Below are 24442 nucleotides of genomic sequence, written 5' to 3'. Positions count from 1 at the left end.
TTCAGCGTCGTTATTTTGCCGAAATTGGCCCCGAACGAGCCGATCTGGTACGAATAACGTGTCTGATGTTCGTTACATTTGGAATACACCGTCTGTCGAGCCAATAAGATGTGTCAGATTCGTAAGAGTTTAAGCGATACGGGGCAACACGCCCTGCCCTTGGTAGCGTACAGCAACTTGGGGATCAAGCGAGTCACGTAACATAGTTGTGTGGCTAACCACCATTGTCGTGAAGCGGTGTACCGTGTGCTTGCGAGAGAGTGCCCGTGCACGCCTATGCTCGCAGCCATCGCACCAAATCCCCTCACGCCAAACCTTCGGCCTTAACCCGCAATGTTTTTCTCCAATCACCATACGCCGTAAAAACACCGCGCGCCAACAAAGGCACGCGGTGTTTCGTCAATTATCCATTTCAATTCAACCTATAAGTCGGGGGTCACCGTCCGTATCCCAGGGTCAAATCTCATTCTTCATACAGAGGTGCAGGCTCGCCATGCAAGCATAGAATCGGCCATAAACAGTAACCAACCCATCAAATTAATAACAATCGAACCATATCAAGGACAAATCGTTTGCTTACAGGCTTTTCAGGAATTGCACGATGGTGAGCAGCCCTTTATCGAAGTTCTCCAGGTTGAAGTGCTCGTTCGGGGCATGCAGGTTTTCGTCCGGCAAGCCGAAGCCCATCATGACGGCCGGAACGCCCAGCACGCGGGACAGCTTCTCGACGATCGGGATGGAGCCGCCGTCCTTCGTGAACAACGCGCGCACACCGTAGACTTGCTCGTAGGCGTCTGCCGCTTTTTGCAGGATCGGATTGGAAGGATCGGTATTGAATGCAAAAGCGCGTTCGATTTGCTTCACTTGAATCGTTGCGCCAGGCTGCACATGTGCGTGCAGGTGGGCTTCGATGCGGTCCAGCACATGCTGCGGGTCCTGATCGGCCACGAGGCGGCACGTGATTTTGGCATGGGCTTCCTTTGGAATGACGGTTTTGGTGCCTTCTCCCTGGAAGCCGCCCCAAACGCCGTTCAGCTCCAAGGTCGGACGCGCTCCGACTCGCTCCACGAAGGAGTAGCCTTCTTCGCCGTACAATTGTTCCAGTCCCAGGTCCTGGCGAAGCTGTTCTTCGTTGAAGCCTTGCTTCACGAATTCTTCTCTCATCTCGGCAGACAATGGCAGCACGCCATCGTAGAATCCGTCGACGCTCACGCGGCCTTGCTCGTCATGCAGCGAAGCGAGCAGCGATACGAGCGCATGCAGCGCATTTGGCACGCCGCCGCCGAAGCTGCCGGAATGCAGGTCCGTGTTGGCCGTGTACAGATCGACTTCGAGCGAGCACAAGCCGCGCAGGCCCGTGGAGATGGCCGGTTTTCCTTTTTCCAGCAACGACGTATCGGAGATCAGCACCATGTCTGCGCGCAGCTTCTCCGTGTTGTCGTTCAAATAAATCGGCAAATTCGGGCTGGAGATTTCCTCCTCGCCCTCGATGCAGAATTTCACGTTGACGGGCAGCTCTTTGTTTTCGGCGAGCAAGGCTTCAACCGCTTTAATATGTAAGAAAATTTGGCCTTTGTCGTCCGTTGCCCCGCGAGCGTACAGTTTGCCATCGCGCACTGTCGGTTCGAACGGAGGCGTCTCCCACAGATTTAGCGGATCGACGGGCTGTACGTCATAGTGACCGTAAATCAGGGCCGTCGGTTTGCCTGGTGCATGCAAATGGTCGGCGTATACGATCGGGTGTCCAGCGGTCTGAATGATTTCCACGTTTTCCATGCCTGCGCGCGTGAGCGCATCCGCTGCCCATTTCGCGGCACGTTGTACATCCTCTTTATACGTGGAAATGGCAGAAATGCTCGGAATGGACAACCATTCGTTCAACTCTGCCAGGTGTTTTTCTCTATTTTCCTGAAAATAAGCTTGTTCTTTCATCGTTCAAGAGCCTCCTTCATGTCTGCTTAACTCCATTGTAATCCATTTTGCCCGCGTAATAAAACATCGGTTAAAAAATGTTCGTTTTTGCACCATTTCTTTCGGCTATGGAATGAGCTTATAATACAGGAAAGGGTTTACAATCCATCAAGGTTGATGGGAAAATAAGAAACTACGAAGATGCAGGAATACGATTGCGCATGGATCGCATCATACCCTTCCGTCCCTCGGTTCCATGAACGAAAAAAGCAAGGCGGAAAGCCGGAGGGCAGATCATGTTACAAGGGAGATGAGGAACTTCCATGACATGGAGTACATATGCAGACAGGCAGGTGGGGCTCGATGGAACCGATTAGAAGAGCAGGCATGTCCGCCGGACGCTGGCTGCGCACGAACCGTTGGGGATCAGGGCGGCAGCGGGGCCGCTTTTACCGGAACAGCTTGATGTTGATTTTGCTCATTGCCAGCATTCCGGGATTGATTACCGGCGGCGTCATGTATCGGATGGTCGTAGGACAGATGGAGAGTGAATTCAACCGCATGCATCAGAGCCAGATCGAGAACCGGGCCCGCAACGTGGACGACCAATTGGCTTATCTGGAAATGAACCTGTCCCATTGGGCGTTCGAACCTCGGTTCGGGAGTGCTCTGCGCACGTTGGATTTCGTCTATTATTTCAAGGAAACGCAGGAGATCGTGACCACGCTTTACGTCCTTCAGGGTTCCCATCCGCTGATCCAATCCGTGCAGATGTATTTGAGGGAACCGCAGCCGATTTTGTTTAACCACGAATACAACGAATTGAAAAATGAAGCAGAGATCCGGGCGTACGACCGCTACCTCTCGATGGGCAACCATGTTTACTGGACCGACTGGACGGCCGGCCAATCCGTCTCCGAATCTGAATCCAAGCCTTCCGGCAGCAGCCTGCTGAATATGGGGAAAGGGGAAGGGCTGGTACTGGTACACAAAATACCTGGGGAGAGCGTCAATCCCTTTGGCGCCTTGATCATCACGGTGGATAACGATAAAATCGCCAGTTTGCTGAAAACGCTTACTCCATATGACGAAGGTTTCACGTTCCTGATGGATGGGGAAGGAAACACGCTGGTCACCGGAAACCCGGGAGCAAGCGAACAGGAGAAGGATTTTGAGCTTCGGCTTAAGGAAGCGTTGGCCGAGCATGCAGACAATCCGTCCTTTCTGTATAAATATGGGGATGAGACCTACTCGGTTTCCTATGGATCACTGAGCCGGATCGATTCGGATTGGACGTACGTATCGGCCGCGCCGTTATCGTCCGTGACGTCTCCGGTCAAGCTGGTATCCAAAATCATCGTGATCGCCAGCGCAGGCAGCTTGCTGCTGGGGCTGCTTCTGTCGTGGTTCGCCTCCCATCGAATCTATTCTCCGGTCGCCAGGATGCTTCATTTGTTGTCGCCGAACAGAAACGAAACGCTTCCCGGCATGGGACTGGACGAATTCGAGCTGCTGGAACAGCAGTGGCATGAACTGACTTCGCAGAGTTTGTCTGCTCACCGCCAACTGCAGGAACAGCTTCCGCATTTGCGCGACAGCTTTGTGCTGCAGTTGGTACAGGGTCACTTGCTTGCCTACAACGAGCAGGATCTGAGACAACGGATGCGTAATCTGGGCTTTGATGTCGAAGCGCATCGCTATTTGCTGATGCAAATGTACTTCACCGGGTACTCCCGGCTGGAGGGCCGGTTCGAAACGAAGGATACCGGACTCGTTACCTTTGCGGCAGTCAATATTATCGAAGAGGTCGCGAGGGAACATTTTACCCAGGTCAGCGTCATGAATTTCCATGATCTGTCGGCAGCGATGCTGGTGGTCACGCCAAACGTGCTGGACGCCAAACAACAAGCCATGGCCTGGGCGCAGGAATTTATAGACGTCATGAACCGCACGCTTAAAATGAACGTGACGCTGATGATCGGCCGGGCGGCAGCAGAGCTCAAGGAGCTGCCGGGCATTTATGTGGAAATGGAGCAAGCCGTCGCTTACCGAAGCGTGGAGGAAGGGAACCAGGTGCTCGATTTGGAGGACGAGCAATGTTTCCGGCGCCGCATGGACGAGGCAACATATCCTCTTGGTCTGGAGCGGGAGATCATCCAGGCGATTCGCATGGGCAAACAGGACGAGGCGCAGCAAGGGCTTGAACGCTTCATGGCCGAGATTATGCACAGCGGAAGCACCGAATTCCGCCTGCAGCAGATGATGCTGCAGCTTCTCGGAAGCATACAGCATACGATGCTGCAGACCGGGGTAACGCCTTACAGGCTGTTCGAAGGCATCAATATGTATGAGCGTTTATCGGCGATTCGCGAACCGGAACAGATGGCGCAGTGGATGATTCGCGAGGTGATCCGGCCGTATGCAGTGGAAATCGAACAGCGCGCCCAAGAACCGCTGAAGCAGGTCGTTGAGCGTACGATGCGTTATATCGAGGAGAACTATCGCAGCGAACTTTCGCTCGAAAGCTGTGCGGATGCGGAGCAAATGACCGCTTATGCGTTAAGCAAAGCATTCAAACAGGTATCAGGCATGAACTTTATCGATTACCTGACCCGTGTCCGCATGGATGCCGCCAAGAAACTGCTCCGCGAGACCACGATGAAAATTAACGATATCGCAGGCGAGGTGGGGTACCAGCATAGTTATTTCAATCGCATTTTCAAAAAACAGGAAGGCATCACGCCGAGTCAATATCGCGATCAATGGGGTGGCAAATAATCACCGGAATCCGGCTTCACGGATTCCGGTTTTGTTTATCCGCAAAGCTTAGAACTGCTCTCAAAGCAAAGATGTAGCAAGTTGCAAAAATGTGCAATGCATTAAGTCCAAAAAGGTGCAAGCCGCTTTGGAAATGGCGCTATAGCGGGCTTGGTGCGGCCCTGCGGTCCCTTTGCAAAAAATGAAGGTTGCCGGAAAAATACCGGATGTATACTGTGGTTAACAGGCATGTTGGTAACGCTTTCAATCGAGAGAGGGGAGAGAGCTATGAGCGGGAAGAATGGGAATGCCGCCGCCGCGATCCAGACCGAAGGCTCCGGACTGCAGACGAAACAGGAGGCGAACTGGAAAAGGCAGATCAGACGCAATAAATGGTTATACGTGCTTGTGCTTCCCGGATTTTTGTACTTCGTCATCTTTAAATATTTGCCCATGTGGGGGATCGTCATTGCTTTTCAGGATTACCAGCCGTTTCTGGGCATTCGCAATTCGGAGTGGGTAGGCTTCGAGAATTTCACGACCTTCTTCTCCAATCCGGATTTTTTCCGGCTGCTTCGCAATACGTTGATCCTTGCCATCTATGATCTGATCTTCTTTTTCCCGGCACCGATCATCATCGCTTTATTGTTGAATGAAATCCGAATGGCCTTTTTCAAAAGAACGATTCAAACGCTGGTCTACGTGCCCCACTTTGTGTCGATGGTCATCATCGCCAGCATCACATATGTATTCCTGACGCCTCAAGGCGGCATTCTGTATGAACTGATCGCCTGGATCACGGGCAAACCGATTGATGTGCTTTCCAGTCCGGACGCCTTCCGTCCGCTCATCATCATTCAGATGATGTGGAAGGAGATGGGGTGGGGCACGATCATCTTCCTCGCGGCACTGGCCGGTGTGGATACTGAACAATATGAAGCTTCTATTGTGGACGGTGCAGGCAGGCTGCGGCGCATGTGGCATGTGACGCTTCCGGCGATCCGCACGACCATCGTCATTTTGCTCATTTTGAGGCTGGGCAACTTTCTGGACACCGGGTTCGAGCAAATCTACCTGATGACCAATTCGCTCAATCGCGATGTGGCGGATGTCTTCGATACTTACGTGTATACCGTCGGGATCACGCAAGGAGCATTCAGTTACAGTACCGCGGTAGGCCTGTTCAAATCGGTCGTCGGCATCATTCTGGTGCTCGGCAGCAACAAGCTTGCCAAAAAATTCGGCCATCCGGGCATTTACTAGCACTAGCCATCACGGTATTGTCCCGGTCCCCGTATTTGTCATGCAGGCTCGGTCTGCACGCAATGTAACCCATTCTTCAAAAGGAGGCACCGCCCATGAACAGCCGTTTGTTCAACAGCCCTGCGGGCAGGGTATTCGACGTATTCAACTACATCCTGCTCGGCATACTGGGCATCCTGACCGTCCTGCCGTTCCTGTACATTATCGGTAATTCGTTTGCCACCGAGGCTGAAATTACCGAACGAAGCTTTTTCCTGGTCCCCAAGGTGTTCTCGCTTAGCGCGTATGAATACATTTTTTCTTCATCCACCATCTTCCGCAGCATCGGCGTCTCCATCTTCATTACCGTTGCGGGCACGCTGGTGAACCTGTTTTTCACGATGACGATGGCTTATCCGCTGTCGCGCAGCGATTTCTGGGGACGCAATTTGATCATGAACATGGTCATTTTCTCCATGCTGTTCGGGGGCGGCATGATTCCGACCTACCTTGTCATTCGTGGACTTGGACTGCTCGATTCCTACTGGGCCCTGATGCTTCCTGGCGCGATCAGCGCTTTCAACCTGATTGTGGTCAAAAACTTTTTTCAGCAAATGCCGCCTGGGCTGGAGGAAGCGGCCCGGATCGACGGCTGTTCCGATCTTGGGGTATTGTGGCGGATCATCCTGCCTCTATCCAAACCGGTCATTGCCACGTTTGCGCTGTTTTACGCGGTAGGACACTGGAACAACTTTTTCTCGGCATTGCTGTACATTTCGGACAGCAGCAAATGGCCCTTGCAGGTCATGCTGAGACAGATTGTGCTGCTATCGCAGGCCAGCGTGGGCGATATGGCCAACATGGACCCCAATTTCGTCAAACCGCCGGAGCAGTCGGTGAAAATGGCGGTCATCGTCGTCGGCACCATTCCGATTTTGCTGGTGTATCCGTTTTTGCAGAAGCATTTTGCCAAAGGTGTCATGTTAGGTTCAATCAAAGGTTAAAGCCAAGGGGGAGAACGTATGGGACAAAAAACGGGTTTGAAAAAGGTGGCGCTTGTAATTTGCGCATCCATGTTATTGGGAACGATTCTGGCGGCGTGCTCGACCGATAAACCGGCCGAAGGCGGGGGAAGCGCTGAGGGCAAGGAGCAGCTGACCATTATGCTGCCGAACTTCGAAGCGGAAAATCCGCCGGAGAACAGCCCTGTCGTGCAAAAGTTAGAGGAGCTGACGGGCGTGGATGTCAATCTGCAGTGGGTGCCGAGCAGCTCGTATGACGACAAATTCAACATTACGCTTGCATCGGGCAAGCTGCCGGACATTATGGTCGTGCTGGGCAAAACGCCGAGTTTCATCAATGCGGCACGGACAGGGGCATTCTGGGAGCTTGGCCCTTACCTGAAGGATTATCCGAACCTGAGCCAAATGAACGAGATCATCACGAACAACGCCTCCATCGACGGCAAAACGTACGGCATTTACCGTGCTCGCCCGCTCGGCCGCAACGGGGTGACCATCCGCAAGGATTGGCTGGAGAATCTCGGACTGAAGGAACCAAAGACGATCGACGAGTTCTACAATGTGCTCAAAGCGTTCACGCATGACGACCCTGACGGCAACGGAAAGGACGATACGTACGGCCTGGTTGCCAGCAAGTTTACCGGTCCGTGGGACAACATGCAGATCTGGTTCGGCGCACCGAACAAATGGGGCGAGGACGAGAGCGGCAAGCTCGTTCCGGCTCACGAAACGCAGGAATACATGGACGCATTGAACTTTTTCCGCAAAATATACAGCGAAGGTTTGGTCAACAAGGACTTTGCCGTCATGGATGCGACCAAGCTGTCCGATCCGTTCGTGAACGGGCAAGCCGGAGTGATGGTCGACGTGGCCGACAATGCCCAGCGCATGGATCAGAAAATATTGGAGAAGGACCCGGCGGCGACCGGACGCGTCGACGTGCTGCAGGCGATGGAGGGCCCGAAGGGGCTTCGCGATATGCCGACGTCGGGATACAACGGCCTCATTGCCGTGTCGAAGAGCAGCGTCAAAACCGAAGAAGATTTGAAAAAAGTACTCACGTTCCTGGATAAATTGAACGACCAGGAGCTGCAGGCGCTATTGTCCAACGGCTTGGAAGGCCAGCAGTACGAGAAAAAAGGAGATTATATCGTTCCGACGACCGATAAGCTCAAGCTGCGCGATCTGCAGGGCTTGAACCAAATTCTGATGTTCGTGCCGGAGGACCGGGCTTTCCGCATCGAGCCGACGCCAGTGCGCGAGAAAGTCATTGAAGTACAGAAAGCCAACGAAGAGATCGTCGTTCCCAATCCGGGCGAACCGTTGATCTCCGATGTGTACGCTCAGAAGGGACCTCAGCTCGACAATATCATTAACGATGCACGCATCAAATACATCGTCGGCCAAATCGACGAGAAGGGCTTCCAGGATGCGGTTGCCTTGTGGAAAAGCAGCGGCGGAGACGAGTACGTGAAGGAAGTCAACGAGCTGTATGCTGCACTGAAGTAGAAATGACATGACGGAGCCCGGCGGCCTTGCGTTCCCTAACGAGGGCAGCCGGGCCGTTTCCCTAGGACGAATCGGACAGTATTGTTGAAAAAACAGGCCAATGAACGCTGATTTCACGTTTCCATCGTTGGGAATTGATGTATAATCAAAGAAAAACAAACGCATTCAAACTTAAACGCACTGAAAAGGCAAGCGGAGATCATTCATGAACATGCGGGGAGGAAGGCGAACATGTGGAACTCGGAGACGTTTCTGAATCCCGAGGCGCAGTACCGGATACACCCTTTCTGGTTTTGGAACGGGGACATGGAGGAAGGGCAAATCCGCAGGCAGATCGCCGAAATGCACAGGCAGGGTGTCGGCGGATTTTTTATCTGCCCGCGTCAGGGCCTGCAGGTTCCTTATCTGTCGGCAGCCTGGTTCGACAAGGTCCGCATCGCGGTTGAGGCTGCAGCGGAGTGCGGCATGCAGGTGTGGCTGTATGACGAGTATCCTTATCCCAGCGGCATGGCCGGAGGGGAAGTGACGCTTGATTATCCCGAGGCGAAGCAGCGCCAACTCGTTCACCATCAGATTGCCGTCCAAGGCGGAGATCATGTGGACAAGGAACTGTCATGGGGACGGATACTGTATGCCCGGGCGATTCCGAAAAATGACGAGGGGCAGAGGGTATGGAAGGATGCCCTTGACGTGCGCGGATTCATCGGCAACATTCAGACCGAGCAAGTGTACCAGGAGACCGGCCTGACGTCCTACAACCGCAAACGGTTTTTTACATATCAAACGGCCTTTCGGCTGCTGTGGGATGCTCCGCCGGGAGAGTGGGACGTCATCGTGTTTCAGGAACGGGAGATCGACGATTTCAAGTACTACGGCACGTTTGTCGACCCCTGTCACCGGGAGGCGATGTCCCGATTTATCGAACTGACGCATGACCGTTACCGTGAAGCGGTGGGAGAGCACTTTGAAAGCGTCATCAAGGGCATGTTTACCGACGAAATCGCGCCGCTTGGTGCCATCCCATGGTCGCCGCAGCTCCCCCGACATTTTGCCGAACGCTGCGGTTACAGTCTTACAGAGGCGTTGCCAGCGCTGTTATACGCCGATGTGCCGGGAGCCGAGCGCATTCGCTACGACTATTACCAAACGCTGCATTTGCTGCTGCGGTCCTCGTATCATGAGCAAGTGCACGACTGGTGCGAAAAGGCAGGCATTCAATATGCGGCAGAAGTGCCCGGCGTACGCATGACGACCCAATTGTTCAGCCATATGCCGGGAGGCGATTCCGCACACGAGAAAATCGGGCGTTCCCTTTCCTGGATTCTGGAGCGTTACGGCCGAAGGCTGCGCGAGAATCCGAAAATGGTCAGCTCGCTCGCAAGACAGCTCGGACGGGATCGCAACCTGATTGAATGTTTTCACAGCGTCGGCTGGTCAATGACGCTGCAGGACGCCAAATGGATGATCGACCGCATGGCGGCGATGGGCACGAATTTCTATAACTTCCACGCCTTTTTCTATACGATCGGAGGTTTGGCGAAGCACGACGCTCCGCCGTCGCAGTTCCTGCAGAACCCGTATTGGCGGCATTTTCGCCAGTTGGCGGATTATGCGGGACGTCTCGGTTATCTGATGAGCACAGGCACGGCCCATATCCGCATCGCCCTGCTTGATCCGACAACCACGTTTTGGAGCCTGATGGGCAATCCGCTGCATGGTTTTGAATACGGCGGTCAGGACGAGCACGAACGCGCCAAGCTGGAACGGCTTACGAACGATTGGATGCGCATCGGCGTTCATCTGCTGGAGAATCGGCGGGATTATGACCATCTGGATCCGGAACTGCTGGCTGAAGCAGATGTCGAGAGCGGCGTCATCCGGATTGGGGTCGCACGTTATGAGGTACTGATCCTGCCGCCGATGCTGAATTTGGAGGCAGCCGCCTGGGAACAGGTGAAGCGGTTCGTGGAGCAAGGCGGAACGGCCGTTTCGGTCGGCTTGCCGCCGCATGTTCCGATTCAACCCGGCAGTCCGGCAGGCGATGAGGCAGGCTGCTTCTTCGGTGCAACGGAGGTGGCCCAGGAAGAGTATTGGGGCTTGCACGGCGATGCAGGGGCCTACGACACGGAAGCCATGTGGCATCAGGGACAGGGTAATGGACCAAGTGACGGAGGCGGCAGCAAAGGGGGTGCCTACTTTCTTCCCGCCGGGACCGGAAGCGGAGATGATGCTTCCCTGGAGCTGATCTCCCTGCTGCTTGATCAGGTGCTGCCCGAGGCAGTCAGCTGGAGCATGGAGGAAGAAAGTTCCTCCATGCTGATGCAAACGAGGGAGCTATCCGAAGGCGAGCATATGGTGTTTCTGACCAACCAGGAGGGACAGCGGCTGAAAGGGCAGCTGCATATCGTGCCCGAAAGGCTTTGGCAGGATGCAAAGTCGGTGCCTGAATCGTTGCTGGTTGCCGAACGGCTTGATCTGGAGACAGGTGCCTTGGAAGCGTTGTTTTGTTCCAGACATGGCGCGGAATGGTGCATTTCGCTTGAACTCGCCCCTTATGGTGCCCATGCCATTAAATTGTCGTTGGTGCAAGCGGATACGTCCGAATCCTTGGTGAAAACCGGTGCAGGTAACGAGAAACAGAGAAAAGAGCCGACGCGGATCACGCTGTCTGCGGAAGGGCCTTGGAGCGTGCAGGCCATGCAGTCCAACGTGCTGCGGATAAGCCATTTCCGGTTGACAGCATCCGATGCGCAAGGCGAGTTCATCACCGGAGAGCAGGTCGAGGTCAAGCCGTTTATCGATCAGGCCGCCGGATTGTCCGAGCGCCATCGTTTGCCGCTTCGGTTCGCGCAGGTGTTCGGCACCCCGAAAAAAGCAAGCCTGTCCTATCCGGTAGAGTGCCGCTATCAAACTTCATTCGAATGGGACGTATCATCGTCCGAGTGCACGTTGTTTATGGACCGGGCTGCAGTGACGGGCCAGTGGGTCATGGAACTCAATGGACAGGAGATACGTCCCGAGCAGTTCCGCAAGGTCGAAATTACGGATCACGATAATGTAGCCTGCGATATTTCAACGCTGATCCGGCATGGCCTGAACGAATTGACCGTGACCGTACAGGTAACCAAGGATGAGCATGGCATCGTCGATCCGATTTATTTGCAAGGGCGTTTCGGGGTGGAGTATGGGGTCAGGCCCATTCCATCTTTGGTGCGGGAACCGGATACGGCAGATCGCATAACGCCAGAGCCGCAAGCATTATATCCTCACTATGCCGGGGAAATGAGTTATAGAAAAAGCGTCGAACTGGACCTCGGCGACTTGAAAGAATCCTCATTCGAACTGGAATTTAGCGATTGGAACGTACAGGATGCCGCCGAAGTGAAAGTGAACGGGCACAGTCTTGGCGTGAGATGCTGGTCCCCTTATGAATGGACGGGCGCAGCCGAATGGCTTCGACCAGGGAAGAACGTAATTGAAGTTTGCGTTACGAATACGCTGATCGGCCTGCTTGAAGGCACATATTTTGATCTCGTCAGCCACAGCTTGCGTGAGACAACGAGTTCTCCACGAGCCGGCGAGTAACACAAGGATGTTTCATCGGCATGGGAGATGTACGCTGCAAATGGAAAGATGGCTGCCGCAAAAGTTTTGGTGGAATTCAATTCTGGGGAGGGCTATTCAATGGTACATCGCATTCAGTTCGATCGCTTTCCGGGCGGCGTGATGAAAGCCGTGACGCTTAGCTATGACGATGGCGTGATTCACGACCGCAGGCTGGTTGACATCTTGAACCGGCATGGGCTGCGGGGCACGTTTAACCTGAACTCGGGCTTGCTCGGCAAAGAAGGGAAAGTCGCCAAGGAAGAAGTGGCAGAGCTATATGCGGGACACGAGGTTGCCGTGCATACGGTGACGCATCCTACGCTGACGTATGTTCCCGATGAAGTGTTGGTCGAAGAAATTACGGAGGATCGCAAGGCGCTTGAACAGCTCGTCGGTTATCCGGTCAGAGGCATGGCGTACCCCAACGGAGGTTATGATCGGGCGCTTAGCACGAAATTGGAGTGGCTCGGCATCGATTATGCCCGCACGGTTCGATCGCATGGGCAATTCACCTTGCCTGAGAGACCGCTGGAATGGCATCCGACTTGCCACCACAGCCACGATCTGGCCGCGCAGACGGATCGTTTCATCCGGCATACCAAGACAGGAACGCCGCTGCTGCTGTATGTGTGGGGACATAGTTACGAATTCAACGACAACGACGATTGGGAAATCATCGAAACCTTTGCGGAAACCATCGGCGGACGGGACGACATGTGGTATGCCACCAATCGGGAGGTGCTTGCTTACTGGAAAGCCGTCAAACGTCTCGAATGCTCGGCAGACCGCACGATCGTGCATAATCCGTCAGCCATGTCCGTTTGGTTTACGCTGGACCAGCAAGTGGTCGAAGTGAAGGCAGGGGAGACGCGCAAGTTCGCGGAACAAATCCTGGTCGGGGAAGGGAGCTGACGATCATTCGTTATTTTCATGAAACTGAAGCGATAGCAGGCAAGGTACATGATTCGATTCCGGACATTTTGACGACGGTGGCCCAGCGTTACATTGGCGATCATCCCAAGCATTCCTTTTTATTCAGGGCCTATCATCGCGGCGGATTCCGCCGTTTGGGCGATTACCGTTACGATCTGAATTTGGCCGACAAGTGGGCAGATGCGAAGGTTGGGCAGTACGTGTACGTATGGGGCAAGCTGTGGAGCCAGCAGGAAACAACGCTGAATACGGGGCTTAACTGCTACAGCCCGGTCACGGTGTACGTGAATGGCGAGGAAATTTTCAAATCAGAGCTGCTGCAGGAGCTGTTTCCCGAGAGAAGGACGTCCATTCCGATCGGGGTCAATGCTGGATGGAACGACGTATTGCTTTGTTTTGTGAAAACGAAGGTCGGTTTCGGCGGCATTTACGGAACGGGTTCGTTCAAAAACTTTCCGCTGCACTTCCTCACGCCAGGGCTTGATCGTGCCGGACAAGAGGGCTGGCTTTACTCCGAGCCGCTGGATGAACCTCTCTCCTCGCTTCCCCGCGACGGCATGAGCGAGGAAGATACCGGTTTGACATGGTATCCTCGCCGTGAATGGAGTGCAGAGGAGCTGAATTCGGGTTCATTTGCCCGGATTTTCGGGATGGACCAGCCGGGAGTGGCTTATGCCTGGACGAAGCTGGACGTCACAGAGCCTGGAACGTCGCCCGTGGTGCTGGAAGGTCAGCATATCGGTGCATTGACGTTGTATGTTGATGGCAGGCAGGCATACGTCTCATCGGAGAGCGGCACATATCGGGTGGAGCTGGATCGCCGTTACGGCCCGGCAGATCTCGTCGCCAGGGGCGAATGGAAGCAGGGCGAGAACGACTGGGGATTTACTTTGGAAGAGCCGCAGGGTCGCGGTTGGAGGTTAAGGCCGCCTCATCCGGTCTGCGGATGTTCCGACCCATGGCTGTACACGGGAACTTTTGCTGCCGGAAGCGAGCCGGGACCGGATGAAATCACGGTTACGGACACCGTGTTCGACGATGGCGACAAAGGCGTATACTGGCAGGTGGACCTGCCAGATACCAGCGTGCGGCCGTACTTGGAGAACACGCATTACGGCAAATGGAACTACCCGCTCGGCGTAACGCTGCTTGGGCTGCTGCGCACCGGGCAGGAGCTCGGTCGGAGCGATTACGTGCAGTACGTGCGCGACCATATCGGGCTCAGCACCTCGTTTGATCGCTATGCACTCTGGGACAGGGCCAATTACGGGGCAGCCGGGATCAACAATCAGCTGTCCGCAATCGACAGCCTTGACGATTGCGGCTCGTTCGGTTCTACGCTGCTTGCGGCGATGGAGCTGGGCGAAATACGGGGAGGGCTCGATACGGCTCACCGGATTGCGCGTTATATGACGGACGACCAGGAACGTCTGGAAGACGGGGCCTTTTACCGGGTCCGCGGCAGCGGAGAGATGCGCCAGGAAACGATGTGGTGCGACGATCTGTACATGAGCACGCCGTTTCTGATGCGTTACGGACGGTGGGTGGATGATTCGTCGTATTGGGACGATGCGGTCAACCAATTTTTCATGTTCCGCAAGTACCTGTACATCCCGGAGCTGAAGATCATGTCCCACGTCTACGATTTCGTGCGCGGCAGCGCCACGGGCATTCCTTGGGGACGCGGGAATGGCTGGGTATTGTTCTCGTTGACGGAACTGTTGTCCATTCTGCCAGAAGAGCACCCTAAACGTGCGGACTTGCTCGATTTCTATTGCGATCTATGCGAAGGTTATCTTGCGCTTCAAGGCAGCAGCGGGCTTTGGCATCAGGTGCTGAACCGTCCGGATTCCTATGAGGAAACCTCTTGCACGTCCATGTTCATTTATGCCTTCGCCCGCGGCATTCGCGAGGGCTGGCTGAAGCAGCCGCAGCCTTACTTGGAGGCCGTACGTAAAGGATGGGAAGGCATGACCCGTCTGTCCATCGACACAAAAGGCAACGTTTACGGTGTATGCCGCGGCTCGGGCTATTCGTTTACCGCTTTATACTACCGTGATGATCTGGGATGGATTCTGAACGACACCCACGGCATCGGCATCGTGCTGCTGGCCGGGGTAGAGGCTCATAAACTGAACCAGGAGCTTGCGGGGCGCGTATCGTCCGCAGACTCGGATGCCGCGCTGCAACGATAGGGATGAACGTCCGGCAACCCATGCAACCCATGAACTAGACACCTTGGCACAAGTTAAGATTGATAGGTAACCGAAAGCGATGCTACTACGCATAGAAAGAGCCAACCCAACGCAAAAAGTAAAGGAGCAAAACCCAGCGGAATAGAATATCCGGTTGGGATTTGCTCCTTTTTTTCTTAAGTTTAAACCAGCGGTGCCGGGACTAACGAATCTTGAACACCTTATTTTGGGAGTATGAACGCAAGATGGATGCTTACGAACATCAGCGGTCTTATGGAAGGCCAATTTGGTGAAAAAGGCTGATTTTACGTACAATAGCGTGTCTGTGGTTCGTTAGCCACCCAAACCTGCGATAAAGTGCCGAATAAGACTTCCTGGGTTCGTTAGAATGATTTGACTCAAAACAGCTCCAGCTGCTCAGGGCCTTCTTCTTCCTCCGGCTCTGTCCGGTCGGGGAACGGCTTAACAGGCTGATCCAGCAGCTCCATCATCATCTGGGCATTGGCTGCGGCATCGCCGCCGGAGTTGTTGTTGAAAATGACGAACACGTCCTTGCTCTGCTGCTGAAGCTCCTCCAGATAAACTTTCCACTCGCTGAGCTCTTCCTTGCTGTAGCGGTACAAATACCGCGTTTCGCGCCAATTCGGTGCGCCGTTCTGATGCCAGCCGGAAACGTTGCGCCCGTGCATGCGCACCAGCGTCATCTCTGGATCAGTTGCCCTTGCAACGATGGGGATGGAGCCTTGCCCGGCTTGCGGCTCGTCGCACACGCTATGGATCCAGCCTTGCTCTTGCAGGAAAGCGAGCGTCCGCTCACGCATGTCTCCCTCGTACCAGCTGCGATGCCGGAATTCGATGGCGCACGGAATGCCTTCCATGCGCAGCTTGACCTCGCGCAGTTCCCGGACGCTGTCTTTGTTGCAGTCGAACCATGGCGGATATTGGAACAGCGCTGCCTGCATTTTTCCCGCTTCCATGACGGGTTCGAGCGAATCGCGAAATGCTTTGTACATTTCCCCGGTGCTGTTGAAATAGGGCTTGCCGCGCAAATGGCCGGTCATGCCCTGATAGGCCTTGACGATAAAAGAAAATCCGTCCGGCGTTTCCGACGCCCAGCGCGCCATGCGGTCCCTGGGCTGAACGGCATAAAAGGTGCTATCCACTTCGACGGTGGAAAAGTAATGCCCGTACAGGGAAAGCTTGTCCTTGGCTTTGGTACGAAGCGGATAGAGGTCATCTTGATCTCCCCAGCCCGTTAGTCCGATTCGAATCATGAGTTTCCACCTCCTGCGGCATGATATGTATGTTATCTTTTACCCGTTTGAAGGCATGCGATCATGTTTACCATTATATTGTTGCGTATATGGGTGTTCAACACGAAGATACGGAATGCTTTGAGTTTGGGTGGTGAAGGAGATACAATGACTAGAGCATTGGAGAAACGCTCCTGGCCTGTACCACATACAGCACATGCAATGTAAGCACACTCAAACAGGCACAAGCTATTGACCATGTTGGAGGGCGAACTGCAATGACGGAATGGTATGAAGAGAGCTTTGGAGAGGATTACCTGCTTGTCTATAAACACCGGGATGTGCAAGGTGCGGAGCATGAAGTGCATGACATGATTAACTGGCTGCGGCTCAAACCGGGATCCAAAGTGCTTGATCTTTGCTGCGGGATGGGGCGGCATTCGCTTGCGCTTGCTGAGGCCGGATTCCGTGTCACGGGAATCGACCTGTCGGAAGTGCTGCTTCGTGAAGCGCGCAGGATGGATCCCGGGCAGCGTGTACGGTGGGCTCAGGCGGACATGCGCAATCTGCCGCAGGAAAACGATTATGATGCAGTGGTTAATCTGTTTACTTCATTCGGCTATTTCCGTGAAGATGCGGAACAGCTCAAGGTATTGCGCCAAATCCGGCGGGTGCTGAAGCCGGGGGGCCGTTATATCATCGATTTTCTGAACCCGGCCTATGTAAAGCGGCATCTTGTTGCCCGATCCGAACGCGAGGATGAAGGACAACGGATTCAAGAAGAGCGCAATATTCGGGACGGGTACGTACATAAACACATTCGGATTACCGATGTTGAAACAGGGGGAGATCCCCGAAACTATGAAGAACGAGTCAAACTGTATACACGCGATGAAATGCTAGATCTCCTCGCCCAAGCGGGGCTTGAGGTGGACCAGGTCCATGGCGGTTACGATGAAGAAATCTATGATGCCACGTCGTCGCCGCGCATGATTTTTGTGGGCCATCGGCCAGAGGAGTAAGCCGGGAGGAGAAACCAATGAAACGATCAGAAACGATACCTTTGCCGGAAGGCATGCATCGAATACAGATCAGCATGTCTTATCCGTTACGCTGGGTGAACAGCTATGTTCTGCTCGAGGCGGATGGAGGAGCGACCATTATCGATCCGGGACCGCGCACGTCCGAAACGGAGCAAGAGTGGGCTGAAGCATTGGAAGGGCTGGGCATTTCCTTTGCGGACATTCGTCAGGTTGTGCTGACGCATCATCATCCTGATCACTTGGGTCTATCCGGATGGATGCAGGCAAAGTCGGGTGCGCCTGTACGCATGTCCAAGCGATCTTATCAGGAGGCGCAAACGATGTGGGGGGAGGACGCAACGATAGATGAGGTGCTCCCTGCCTATTTCGGAAGTCATGGCATGCCTGCGGACAAAGTGGAGCAGCTTGGATTGCATATGAAAAGTTTTCACACCCAGGTTGCCCCACTGCCTGAAGTAACGTATGTTGCCGATGGGGAATGGCTGGACATGGGGAATAAACGCTGGACGGCTGTTGAGACGGGGGGACATGCCCCGGGGCATCTTTCATTTTACGCGCCGGAAACCAAAGAGCTGTTGTGCGGGGATGCCGTTCTTCCGCAAATTTCGCCGAACGTCAGCCTGCAGCCAGGGAGTGATCCCGAACCACTCGCCACGTATATCGCCGGCCTGCACCGTATCGGCACCTTGGATGTGGCCGTTGCCTATCCTGGCCATCGAAATCCGTTTGCCGCTTTTGCCGAACGAGTCTCCTATTTGCTGACGCATCATGAAGAACGGCTGAATAAGATGGCGGAACGGATTCGTGAGGCGGATACGCACGCATATGACCTTTGCATTTGGATGTTTAGCGATCGTCTTGGTACGCAGCAGCTTCGATTTGCCATGGGGGAAACGCTGGCCCACCTGCAGGAGCTTGTAAGTCGGGGCATCGTCAAGCAGGAGCAGCGTTCCGAAGGGGAATTCGTTTTTGTCGCCAATGGAACCGCCTGAAGCAGCCTGCACTAAACGTTTCAGCAAAGGTTGAAGCGGTTGTCCGGGTTCAAAGGCCCGCAAGCGGAAGTATGCCCGCTTGCGGGCTTTTTTGGGTTCATGGCCGTCTTTTGCGCAAGCTTTAGCCTGCCTTAACGGTTCATTCATGTTGTTTTAAGCCAATGGGCATAACATGGGACCATAAACTTTGATGAATAAGGCAGGGGAACACGATGACCAAAACCAGGCAAGATCCATGGACAAAATGGAAAATATCGGCGATTGCCACATTGGCTGTCGCTGGGCTCTTTCAATATGTAAGATCGTCCGATGCCTTTGATGCCGCCTATGCGGCAGCGAATGGCTCGGATGCCACGGATGTTTCTTCCAGCGCTGGCCAGAATCGGGACGATGTGATGGACGAATGGCACGACGATTTTAGAGCGGGGCAACGAAGCGGGATGCAAGACGGGCGCAATGCGGTTCCCGAACGTTCGTACACGGACGGTTCCGATGCGGATCGATCTTCCTCGCAAGGCAGTCAGGGTACGGGTTCGGGCTCCGGTTATGACAGTGGCAGCTACCAGTCACGCACAGGTGCCTCATGAGCCGTACGGAGCACGGCGTACGTCCTGTCCGTTTCCGTTTCCGTGCGATGAATACGGATGTGGAGGTGCAGCTGGCAGCCGGATTGGAAGAAGCGATGCAGGCCGAAGCGCTGATCAGAAACTGGTTCGAGACGCAGGAACGGCGCTTTAGCCGGTTTTTGCCGGATAGCGAATTGAGCCGCCTGAATCGCTCAACAGGCTGGGTGCCGGTATCCGCTGCCATGGATGAAGTGCTGAGCCTGGCTTACGGATACATGGGCCAGACGGAAGGCATGTTTCAACCCGGCATTTTGCCAGCCTTGCGCGAGCAAGGGTATGAGGCAAGCTTTGGGCAAGAAATGAATGGATTTGCACCGCAGCCGTCGATGACGGATCAGAGTCGGATTACTGAGATAATGCGAACCCATGAGCGGTCCGTGCATTCGACGACAGAGCCGTACGATTACAGCCGTCCCCGCTGGATACAGCGCGAGGGCAGCCGCATGGTGCACATTGACCCTGGAACTCAGCTGGACCTGGGCGGCATCGTCAAGGGCTGGACCGTAGAACGCATTGCCGAGTGGCTGCGGCGGACGCTGCACATACCGGCAGGCATGATCAATGCAGGCGGCGATATGCAGACATGGGGGACGTCAGATCATCCGGCGTGGACGATTTATGTGACCGATCCTTTTCTCGAGAAGCGGAATTTGACCGGAAGCATCCAATTGCGGTGCGGGGCTGTGGCGACCTCCGGTATTTGGCGCAGGCGCTGGAGGCTGGCGGATGGAAGCATCGGCCATCACCTCATTGACCCGCGCACGATGGCATCGGCAGAGACGGATGTGCTCCAATGCACCGTTCTTGGCAAACACGCTTCGCAATGCGAAATCATCGCCAAGACCGTCTGCATTTTGGGAAGCGAGGACGCTTTGCGCTGGCTGAACCGGCATCATGATCCCCATGATGTCCTGTGGATTACCAAGGAAGGAAACATAATATTCAGGGGGGATACGGAGCTGCTGGAGGAACGCTGGCCCGGCATCGATCCCGATCACCGTTTTCATTTGCTGTAAAGAAAAGATGATTAGATATGGGGGAGCCGATATGGCACAATGGATCGTGAATTACCTGCCGACGTGGGGCATTATTCGAATAACGGGCATCGCCGCTTATCTGATGCTCTTTGCAAGCGTGTTTCTGGGAATTGCCCAGGGAATGCCGGCAGCCAAAGGAAAACCGAAAGCGCTAATGTACAAATGGCATACCAAAACAACCTGGCTGGCCTTCGGAATCGGCCTGGTTCATGCATTAACGCTGTATATCGATTATTACAGCCCGTTCAGCTGGGGGGAATTGCTGATCCCGTTCACGGCTTCGGTGCATCCGGTTGGCAGCGGACTGGGCACGCTGGCCTTTTACGGCCTGATCGTCGTACTTTTATCCAGCGATCTGCGGAACAAGCTGGGCCGCAAGTGGTGGTTCATGATCCATTTGTTATCATACCCCGTGTTCATCGGCTTGTTGTTCCATGGATTAATGACCGGCACGGATTCGGATCACGTGATCGTTCGCTTGATGTATGTGTTTACCGGGCTCTGCATCATCGGCATGACGGTGCTGCGCGCAATGATGCGGGAACGCAAAGGCCCTCAGATCACCATCGGATCAAACCATACACCGCCAAGGCCATCGGCCGACGGCATGCCTTTGCGAGAGTTGACGGGACGGAACGGCTGAAGGAGCATGCGGGGGGAGTTTAACCCGGCGGAAACGCAAAAAAACGGAAGCGAAAAAAGCGGCCTTGGGCCGCTTTTTTCAGTTTACCCCATCGTGTGGAAATGACAAGGTTGAAGGGAGATGGATCAGATGCCGTCATCCCTGACGGGTTGCTGCCCCATCGCTTCTTCGCGTTCAGACTGTTTGCGATGGGCGATCCGGCTGCTGGCCGCTGCCGCAACGGCACCAACGATGTCATCGAGGAAGGTGTTGACAGGTCCGAGGCTTTTATCGTTAAGACGATCAAGTATGCCGGGTTTCAGCTTGTCCACATAACCATAGTTAGTGAAGCCGATGCTGCCGTATACGTTCACGATGGAAAACGCAAGAATCTCGTCCACGCCGTACAAACTTTCGTCGTTCTCGATCATTTCCTGCAGCGGACTGATCAGTTTGCCTTCCTCTGCGAGCAAGTCCAACTGAATGCCGGTCAGCACCGCGTTCTGGACCTCGCGTTTGCGAAGCACCATTTCCACGTTTTCGATGCATTCCTCCATGGTTAGACCCGGATAATATCTCTTTTGCAAAAGCATGACAAGTTCGGCGATCTCGGGGATCGTGACGCCGCGCTTATGAAGCCATTCCCTCGTAGCCTCAGCCACTTTGCGGCTGTTCAGGCTGTAGGGGATTTTTTCGTGTTCGGGATGTGTCATGGGCGATGCCTCCTCTGAGATTAGCAATGTCCTTACCCTAGTCTCCTAATACGTCATCCGGCGGATTTGGTTTCCTTGTCTGTTTCGCCCAAGTACCAATCATTACCATGTAGAGTTTGTTCAGAGCAGGGCTTGTTTGAAAAAGTAGTTATTTTTTGAACAGAGGCTCGTATACATGGTAGTACAAACTGTAAAAATGATGAGGGGGAACGTGATCATGAGAAAGATCCGTCATTTGCGTGCCGCATCGGCAGCAGCGCTGCTGGGAATTCCCGTTGTTCTGTCCGGTTGCGGCATGTTGGGGGCACAGTCATCCGAGGCCATCGATCCGCCGCCGCCGATCCAGGAGGCGGCCATGATCCAGGCTGCCGAGAGCAACGGCAAGATGGCGACTCTTCCGCTCACGACCGTCTACCTGCAGGATCAACAGGGGCTGCTTGCTCCGGTATCCTTCAATCTGCCGGCAAGCGTGGATGCAAGCAATCCCAAAACGGCGCTGGATGCGATGGTATTGGGCGGGGCTTATGCCGGCATGCTGCCTGAAGGATTTCAGGGCGTGCTCCCGCAGGGGACCGTGGTGCAGAACGTAACGGTTCATCCGGATGACAAGCTGGCCGTGGTGGAGTTTTCGGGCAACTTTGCCAAATACGAAGCCAAAAACGAGCGGCAGATCCTGGAGGCCATTACCTGGACATTGACGGGTTTGCCGGACGTGGAAAACGTACAGATTTGGGTGGACGGCAAAAAGCTGTCCCAGATGCCGGTCAACGGCACGCCGTTGTCCGAACGGCTGAACCGCACCGTGGGCATCAACCTTGATCTTGGCGACAGTTTTGCAACAAACAGCAGTCCGGTAACCGTCTACTTTTCCGCAGCCTCTCCGTCAGGAATACAATATTATGTTCCCGTCACGAGATTTGTCGCTCCGGGCGGGGACAAGGTACAAGCCGCGCTGACTGAGCTGATTAAAGGACCTGCGAAGAATACCGAGCTTCAAGAGGTCATGACGGGCGGCACGCAATTGCAATCGGTCAAAACGGAGGAAGACGGCACCGTGACGGTGGCGCTCAAGGACGACATGTTCACCGGAGGGGATCCGGTGCCGAGCGAACTGCTGCAATCGGTCGTGCTGACGACGACGGAAAACGCATCCGGCAAGGACGCCAAAGTGCAGATTGAATGGAACGGGGAGAAAGCGGTCATGGCCGATGATAATCAGGATTACAGCGCTCCGGTTTCCAAACCCGAGCACATCAACGAAATTCCGATTTAATATAGGACTCCGTTTAGGGTGCTTTTGGAAGAACTCTTTGGTAAAATATAAGGGATGCTTAATGTGCAATACATGCTCGACATTACAGGATGCTTAAGTCGTAGGAGGCAGAAATGATGAGATCTAACGGACGAAACAGCGAACAGCTGCGGCCGATGAATTTGACAATTAATACGAACAAATACGCCGAGGGCTCTGTATTGATTGAAGTCGGAGATACGAAAGTCATATGTACCGCAACGGTAGAAGAAAGGGTTCCTCCTTTCATGAAAGGACAAGGCAAGGGTTGGGTTACGGCGGAATATTCGATGCTGCCGCGCGCAACCCATACGCGCAACCAGCGGGAAGCGAGCCGGGGCAAGCTGACCGGGCGCACGATGGAAATCCAGCGTTTGATCGGCCGTGCCCTGCGCTCGGTCGTCAACTTGCAAGCCCTTGGCGAACGGACGATTACGCTCGATTGCGACGTCATCCAAGCGGATGGCGGGACACGCACCACGTCCATTACCGGTTCCTTCGTCGCGCTGGCGCTGGCCGTAAACAAAATTGCCCAGCAGCACAAATTGCAGGTGTTCCCGATTACGGATTTCATCGCAGCGGTCAGCGTTGGCGTTGTAGGCGAGCAGCCTGTGCTCGATTTGAATTACGACGAAGATTCCAAGGCCAAAGTGGACATGAACCTGGTCATGACCGGCAGCGGAAAATACGTTGAGCTCCAAGGCACGGGCGAAGAAGCCCCATTCGACCGTCGCGAGTTGAACACGATGCTGGAGCTTGGCGAGAGCGGCATTCTGGAGATGATCGAACGCCAGAAAGAAGTGCTCGGACCGATTGCGCTCAAGATCGGCGCCAAAGGTTTGGGAGAGGCTTGAGATGAGACTGGACAGCCCAACGATCATCGTTGCTACTCGCAATCAGGGAAAGGTCAGGGAGTTTGCCCATGCCTTCGCGCCCCTTGGCAAAGAGGTCAAAAGCATGTTCGATTATCCGGAACTGCCGGACGTCGTTGAGGATGGCACTACTTTTGCCGAGAACGCCTGGAAGAAAGCGAAAGCGGTAGGGGATGCGCTTGGCATGCCTGTGCTCGCGGACGATTCCGGTCTCTGCGTCGATCTGCTGGACGGCGAGCCGGGGGTGTATTCGGCCCGTTACGCTGGAGAAGGCGCCACCGACGAACGTAACAATACGAAGCTTCTGGCCGCGCTGGAATCGCTCAAATCCGGCGAGGACACGCAGCAGCCGCTGCTCAGCACGGCACGGTTTGTCTGCGCATTGGTGTTGTACGATCCCGCTACCGGAGACAAATACGAGACAGAAGGAACCGTGGAAGGCTGGATTACGAGCGATGCCGCCGGCGAAGGCGGCTTCGGCTACGATCCGCTGTTTTACGTGCCCGAATACGAAAAAACGATGGCCGAACTTTCGTTGGAGCAAAAGCAGGCCATCAGCCATCGGGGTCATGCGCTTCGAGCGCTCGTAGACAGAATCAAGGCCTAGCATTCGGGGACCGAAAGCGATAAAACGGACGGATTATAAGAGATGAATTACTGCTGCTCCCGTGTGAATACGGCTTGAAGGAACTAAAGCGTTTATTGCAGGAATGGTCATTTTCTACGTTTTTACGGGGAGGACCACCTGTTATTAACGCTTTTTTTCGTTTTGGCATTAGCCTTCCGTAATTGTAATTCCACCCAAATACCTATTGGCA

The 24442-nt window shown here is 54.4% G+C and carries 18 protein-coding genes; 15 read left to right on the top strand and 3 right to left on the bottom strand.

The features are described 5' to 3' along the window. Window positions 1–576 precede the first annotated feature (576 nt). Window positions 577–1932, bottom strand: a complete 1356-nt coding sequence (locus tag SNR34_RS25290; protein ID WP_339274338.1) for a dipeptidase — start codon at window positions 1930–1932, stop codon at window positions 577–579. Between the two features lie 342 nt (window positions 1933–2274). Here SNR34_RS25290 and SNR34_RS25285 point away from each other — a divergent pair, with 342 nt between their 5' ends. The 7 genes from SNR34_RS25285 to SNR34_RS25255 all read left to right on the top strand — a co-directional run bounded on the left by SNR34_RS25285 (window position 2275) and on the right by SNR34_RS25255 (window position 15175). Next, a complete protein-coding gene (locus SNR34_RS25285) occupies window positions 2275–4689 on the top strand; it encodes a helix-turn-helix domain-containing protein (RefSeq protein ID WP_486180461.1) in 2415 nt (804 codons plus the stop codon). A gap of 267 nt (window positions 4690–4956) precedes the next feature. After that, window positions 4957–5931, top strand: coding sequence for an ABC transporter permease (locus SNR34_RS25280; protein ID WP_236414468.1), 975 nt, complete (start codon window positions 4957–4959; stop codon window positions 5929–5931). Window positions 5932–6026: 95 nt separating this feature from the next. Next, window positions 6027–6914 carry a carbohydrate ABC transporter permease gene (locus tag SNR34_RS25275; protein WP_236414467.1) on the top strand — a complete coding sequence of 296 codons (888 nt, stop codon included), beginning with the start codon at window positions 6027–6029 and terminating at the stop codon, window positions 6912–6914. Window positions 6915–6932: 18 nt separating this feature from the next. Beyond that, window positions 6933–8441, top strand: coding sequence for an extracellular solute-binding protein (locus SNR34_RS25270; RefSeq protein ID WP_236414466.1), 1509 nt, complete (start codon window positions 6933–6935; stop codon window positions 8439–8441). Window positions 8442–8672: 231 nt separating this feature from the next. After that, window positions 8673–12026: a glycosyl hydrolase gene (locus tag SNR34_RS25265; protein ID WP_486180460.1), complete on the top strand. Its 3354-nt coding sequence runs from the start codon at window positions 8673–8675 to the stop codon at window positions 12024–12026. Window positions 12027–12125: 99 nt separating this feature from the next. Continuing rightward, window positions 12126–12959, top strand: a complete 834-nt coding sequence (locus tag SNR34_RS25260) for a polysaccharide deacetylase family protein (RefSeq protein ID WP_486180459.1) — start codon at window positions 12126–12128, stop codon at window positions 12957–12959. Window positions 12960–13036: 77 nt separating this feature from the next. Beyond that, entirely contained in the window at window positions 13037–15175 is a 2139-nt protein-coding gene (locus SNR34_RS25255) for a glycoside hydrolase family 88/105 protein (protein WP_486182513.1), read from the top strand. A gap of 398 nt (window positions 15176–15573) precedes the next feature. Here SNR34_RS25255 and SNR34_RS25250 read toward each other — a convergent pair whose 3' ends face one another. After that, window positions 15574–16449: a DUF72 domain-containing protein gene (locus SNR34_RS25250; protein WP_236414461.1), complete on the bottom strand. Its 876-nt coding sequence runs from the start codon at window positions 16447–16449 to the stop codon at window positions 15574–15576. A gap of 257 nt (window positions 16450–16706) precedes the next feature. Here SNR34_RS25250 and SNR34_RS25245 point away from each other — a divergent pair, with 257 nt between their 5' ends. The 5 genes from SNR34_RS25245 to SNR34_RS25225 all read left to right on the top strand — a co-directional run bounded on the left by SNR34_RS25245 (window position 16707) and on the right by SNR34_RS25225 (window position 20769). Further along, window positions 16707–17450, top strand: coding sequence for a class I SAM-dependent methyltransferase (locus SNR34_RS25245; RefSeq protein WP_486180458.1), 744 nt, complete (start codon window positions 16707–16709; stop codon window positions 17448–17450). A 17-nt stretch (window positions 17451–17467) separates the two neighbouring features. Beyond that, window positions 17468–18463 carry an MBL fold metallo-hydrolase gene (locus tag SNR34_RS25240; protein ID WP_486180457.1) on the top strand — a complete coding sequence of 332 codons (996 nt, stop codon included), beginning with the start codon at window positions 17468–17470 and terminating at the stop codon, window positions 18461–18463. Between the two features lie 212 nt (window positions 18464–18675). Then, entirely contained in the window at window positions 18676–19050 is a 375-nt protein-coding gene (locus tag SNR34_RS25235) for a hypothetical protein (protein WP_486180456.1), read from the top strand. Further along, the gene (locus SNR34_RS25230) at window positions 19047–20105 is read left to right on the top strand and encodes an FAD:protein FMN transferase (protein ID WP_486180455.1); all 1059 of its coding nucleotides are present in this window, start codon (window positions 19047–19049) and stop codon (window positions 20103–20105) included. Before SNR34_RS25235 ends, SNR34_RS25230 begins: the two co-directional genes overlap by 4 nt. A 31-nt stretch (window positions 20106–20136) precedes the next feature. After that, a complete protein-coding gene (locus SNR34_RS25225) occupies window positions 20137–20769 on the top strand; it encodes a ferric reductase-like transmembrane domain-containing protein (RefSeq protein ID WP_486180454.1) in 633 nt (210 codons plus the stop codon). A gap of 125 nt (window positions 20770–20894) precedes the next feature. Here the strand turns inward: SNR34_RS25225 and SNR34_RS25220 are convergent, their stop codons facing one another. Continuing rightward, window positions 20895–21461: a phosphatidylglycerophosphatase A family protein gene (locus SNR34_RS25220; RefSeq protein WP_236414455.1), complete on the bottom strand. Its 567-nt coding sequence runs from the start codon at window positions 21459–21461 to the stop codon at window positions 20895–20897. 217 nt (window positions 21462–21678) lie between these two features. Here SNR34_RS25220 and SNR34_RS25215 point away from each other — a divergent pair, with 217 nt between their 5' ends. From SNR34_RS25215 to SNR34_RS25205, 3 genes are all read left to right on the top strand, one after another. Then, window positions 21679–22734 (top strand): GerMN domain-containing protein, encoded by a 1056-nt coding sequence (locus tag SNR34_RS25215; RefSeq protein ID WP_486180453.1) that lies wholly within the window; start codon window positions 21679–21681, stop codon window positions 22732–22734. Between the two features lie 113 nt (window positions 22735–22847). After that, the gene (gene rph / locus SNR34_RS25210) at window positions 22848–23606 is read left to right on the top strand and encodes a ribonuclease PH (protein ID WP_486180452.1); all 759 of its coding nucleotides are present in this window, start codon (window positions 22848–22850) and stop codon (window positions 23604–23606) included. A 1-nt stretch (window position 23607) separates the two neighbouring features. Further along, window positions 23608–24231: an XTP/dITP diphosphatase gene (locus SNR34_RS25205; RefSeq protein ID WP_236414451.1), complete on the top strand. Its 624-nt coding sequence runs from the start codon at window positions 23608–23610 to the stop codon at window positions 24229–24231. The last annotated feature ends 211 nt before the right edge of the window (window positions 24232–24442 follow it).

The sequence above is a fragment of the Paenibacillus sp. XP01 genome, assembly GCF_057364885.1.
Note: the sequence above shows the minus strand (reverse complement) of the source record. Positions and strands in the feature narration are given on the sequence as shown.

Coding starts and splice junctions, on each gene's coding strand:
- SNR34_RS25205 (WP_236414451.1), top strand. CDS start 23,608: ATGAGACTGGACAGCCCAACGATCATCGTTGCTACTCGCAATCAGGGA.
- SNR34_RS25250 (WP_236414461.1), bottom strand. CDS start 16,449: ATGATTCGAATCGGACTAACGGGCTGGGGAGATCAAGATGACCTCTAT.
- SNR34_RS25280 (WP_236414468.1), top strand. CDS start 4,957: ATGAGCGGGAAGAATGGGAATGCCGCCGCCGCGATCCAGACCGAAGGC.
- SNR34_RS25240 (WP_486180457.1), top strand. CDS start 17,468: ATGAAACGATCAGAAACGATACCTTTGCCGGAAGGCATGCATCGAATA.
- SNR34_RS25225 (WP_486180454.1), top strand. CDS start 20,137: ATGGCACAATGGATCGTGAATTACCTGCCGACGTGGGGCATTATTCGA.
- SNR34_RS25285 (WP_486180461.1), top strand. CDS start 2,275: ATGGAACCGATTAGAAGAGCAGGCATGTCCGCCGGACGCTGGCTGCGC.
- SNR34_RS25290 (WP_339274338.1), bottom strand. CDS start 1,932: ATGAAAGAACAAGCTTATTTTCAGGAAAATAGAGAAAAACACCTGGCA.
- SNR34_RS25265 (WP_486180460.1), top strand. CDS start 8,673: ATGTGGAACTCGGAGACGTTTCTGAATCCCGAGGCGCAGTACCGGATA.
- SNR34_RS25275 (WP_236414467.1), top strand. CDS start 6,027: ATGAACAGCCGTTTGTTCAACAGCCCTGCGGGCAGGGTATTCGACGTA.
- SNR34_RS25230 (WP_486180455.1), top strand. CDS start 19,047: ATGAGCCGTACGGAGCACGGCGTACGTCCTGTCCGTTTCCGTTTCCGT.
- SNR34_RS25220 (WP_236414455.1), bottom strand. CDS start 21,461: ATGACACATCCCGAACACGAAAAAATCCCCTACAGCCTGAACAGCCGC.
- SNR34_RS25215 (WP_486180453.1), top strand. CDS start 21,679: ATGAGAAAGATCCGTCATTTGCGTGCCGCATCGGCAGCAGCGCTGCTG.
- SNR34_RS25245 (WP_486180458.1), top strand. CDS start 16,707: ATGACGGAATGGTATGAAGAGAGCTTTGGAGAGGATTACCTGCTTGTC.
- SNR34_RS25260 (WP_486180459.1), top strand. CDS start 12,126: ATGGTACATCGCATTCAGTTCGATCGCTTTCCGGGCGGCGTGATGAAA.
- SNR34_RS25270 (WP_236414466.1), top strand. CDS start 6,933: ATGGGACAAAAAACGGGTTTGAAAAAGGTGGCGCTTGTAATTTGCGCA.
- SNR34_RS25235 (WP_486180456.1), top strand. CDS start 18,676: ATGACCAAAACCAGGCAAGATCCATGGACAAAATGGAAAATATCGGCG.
- rph (WP_486180452.1), top strand. CDS start 22,848: ATGATGAGATCTAACGGACGAAACAGCGAACAGCTGCGGCCGATGAAT.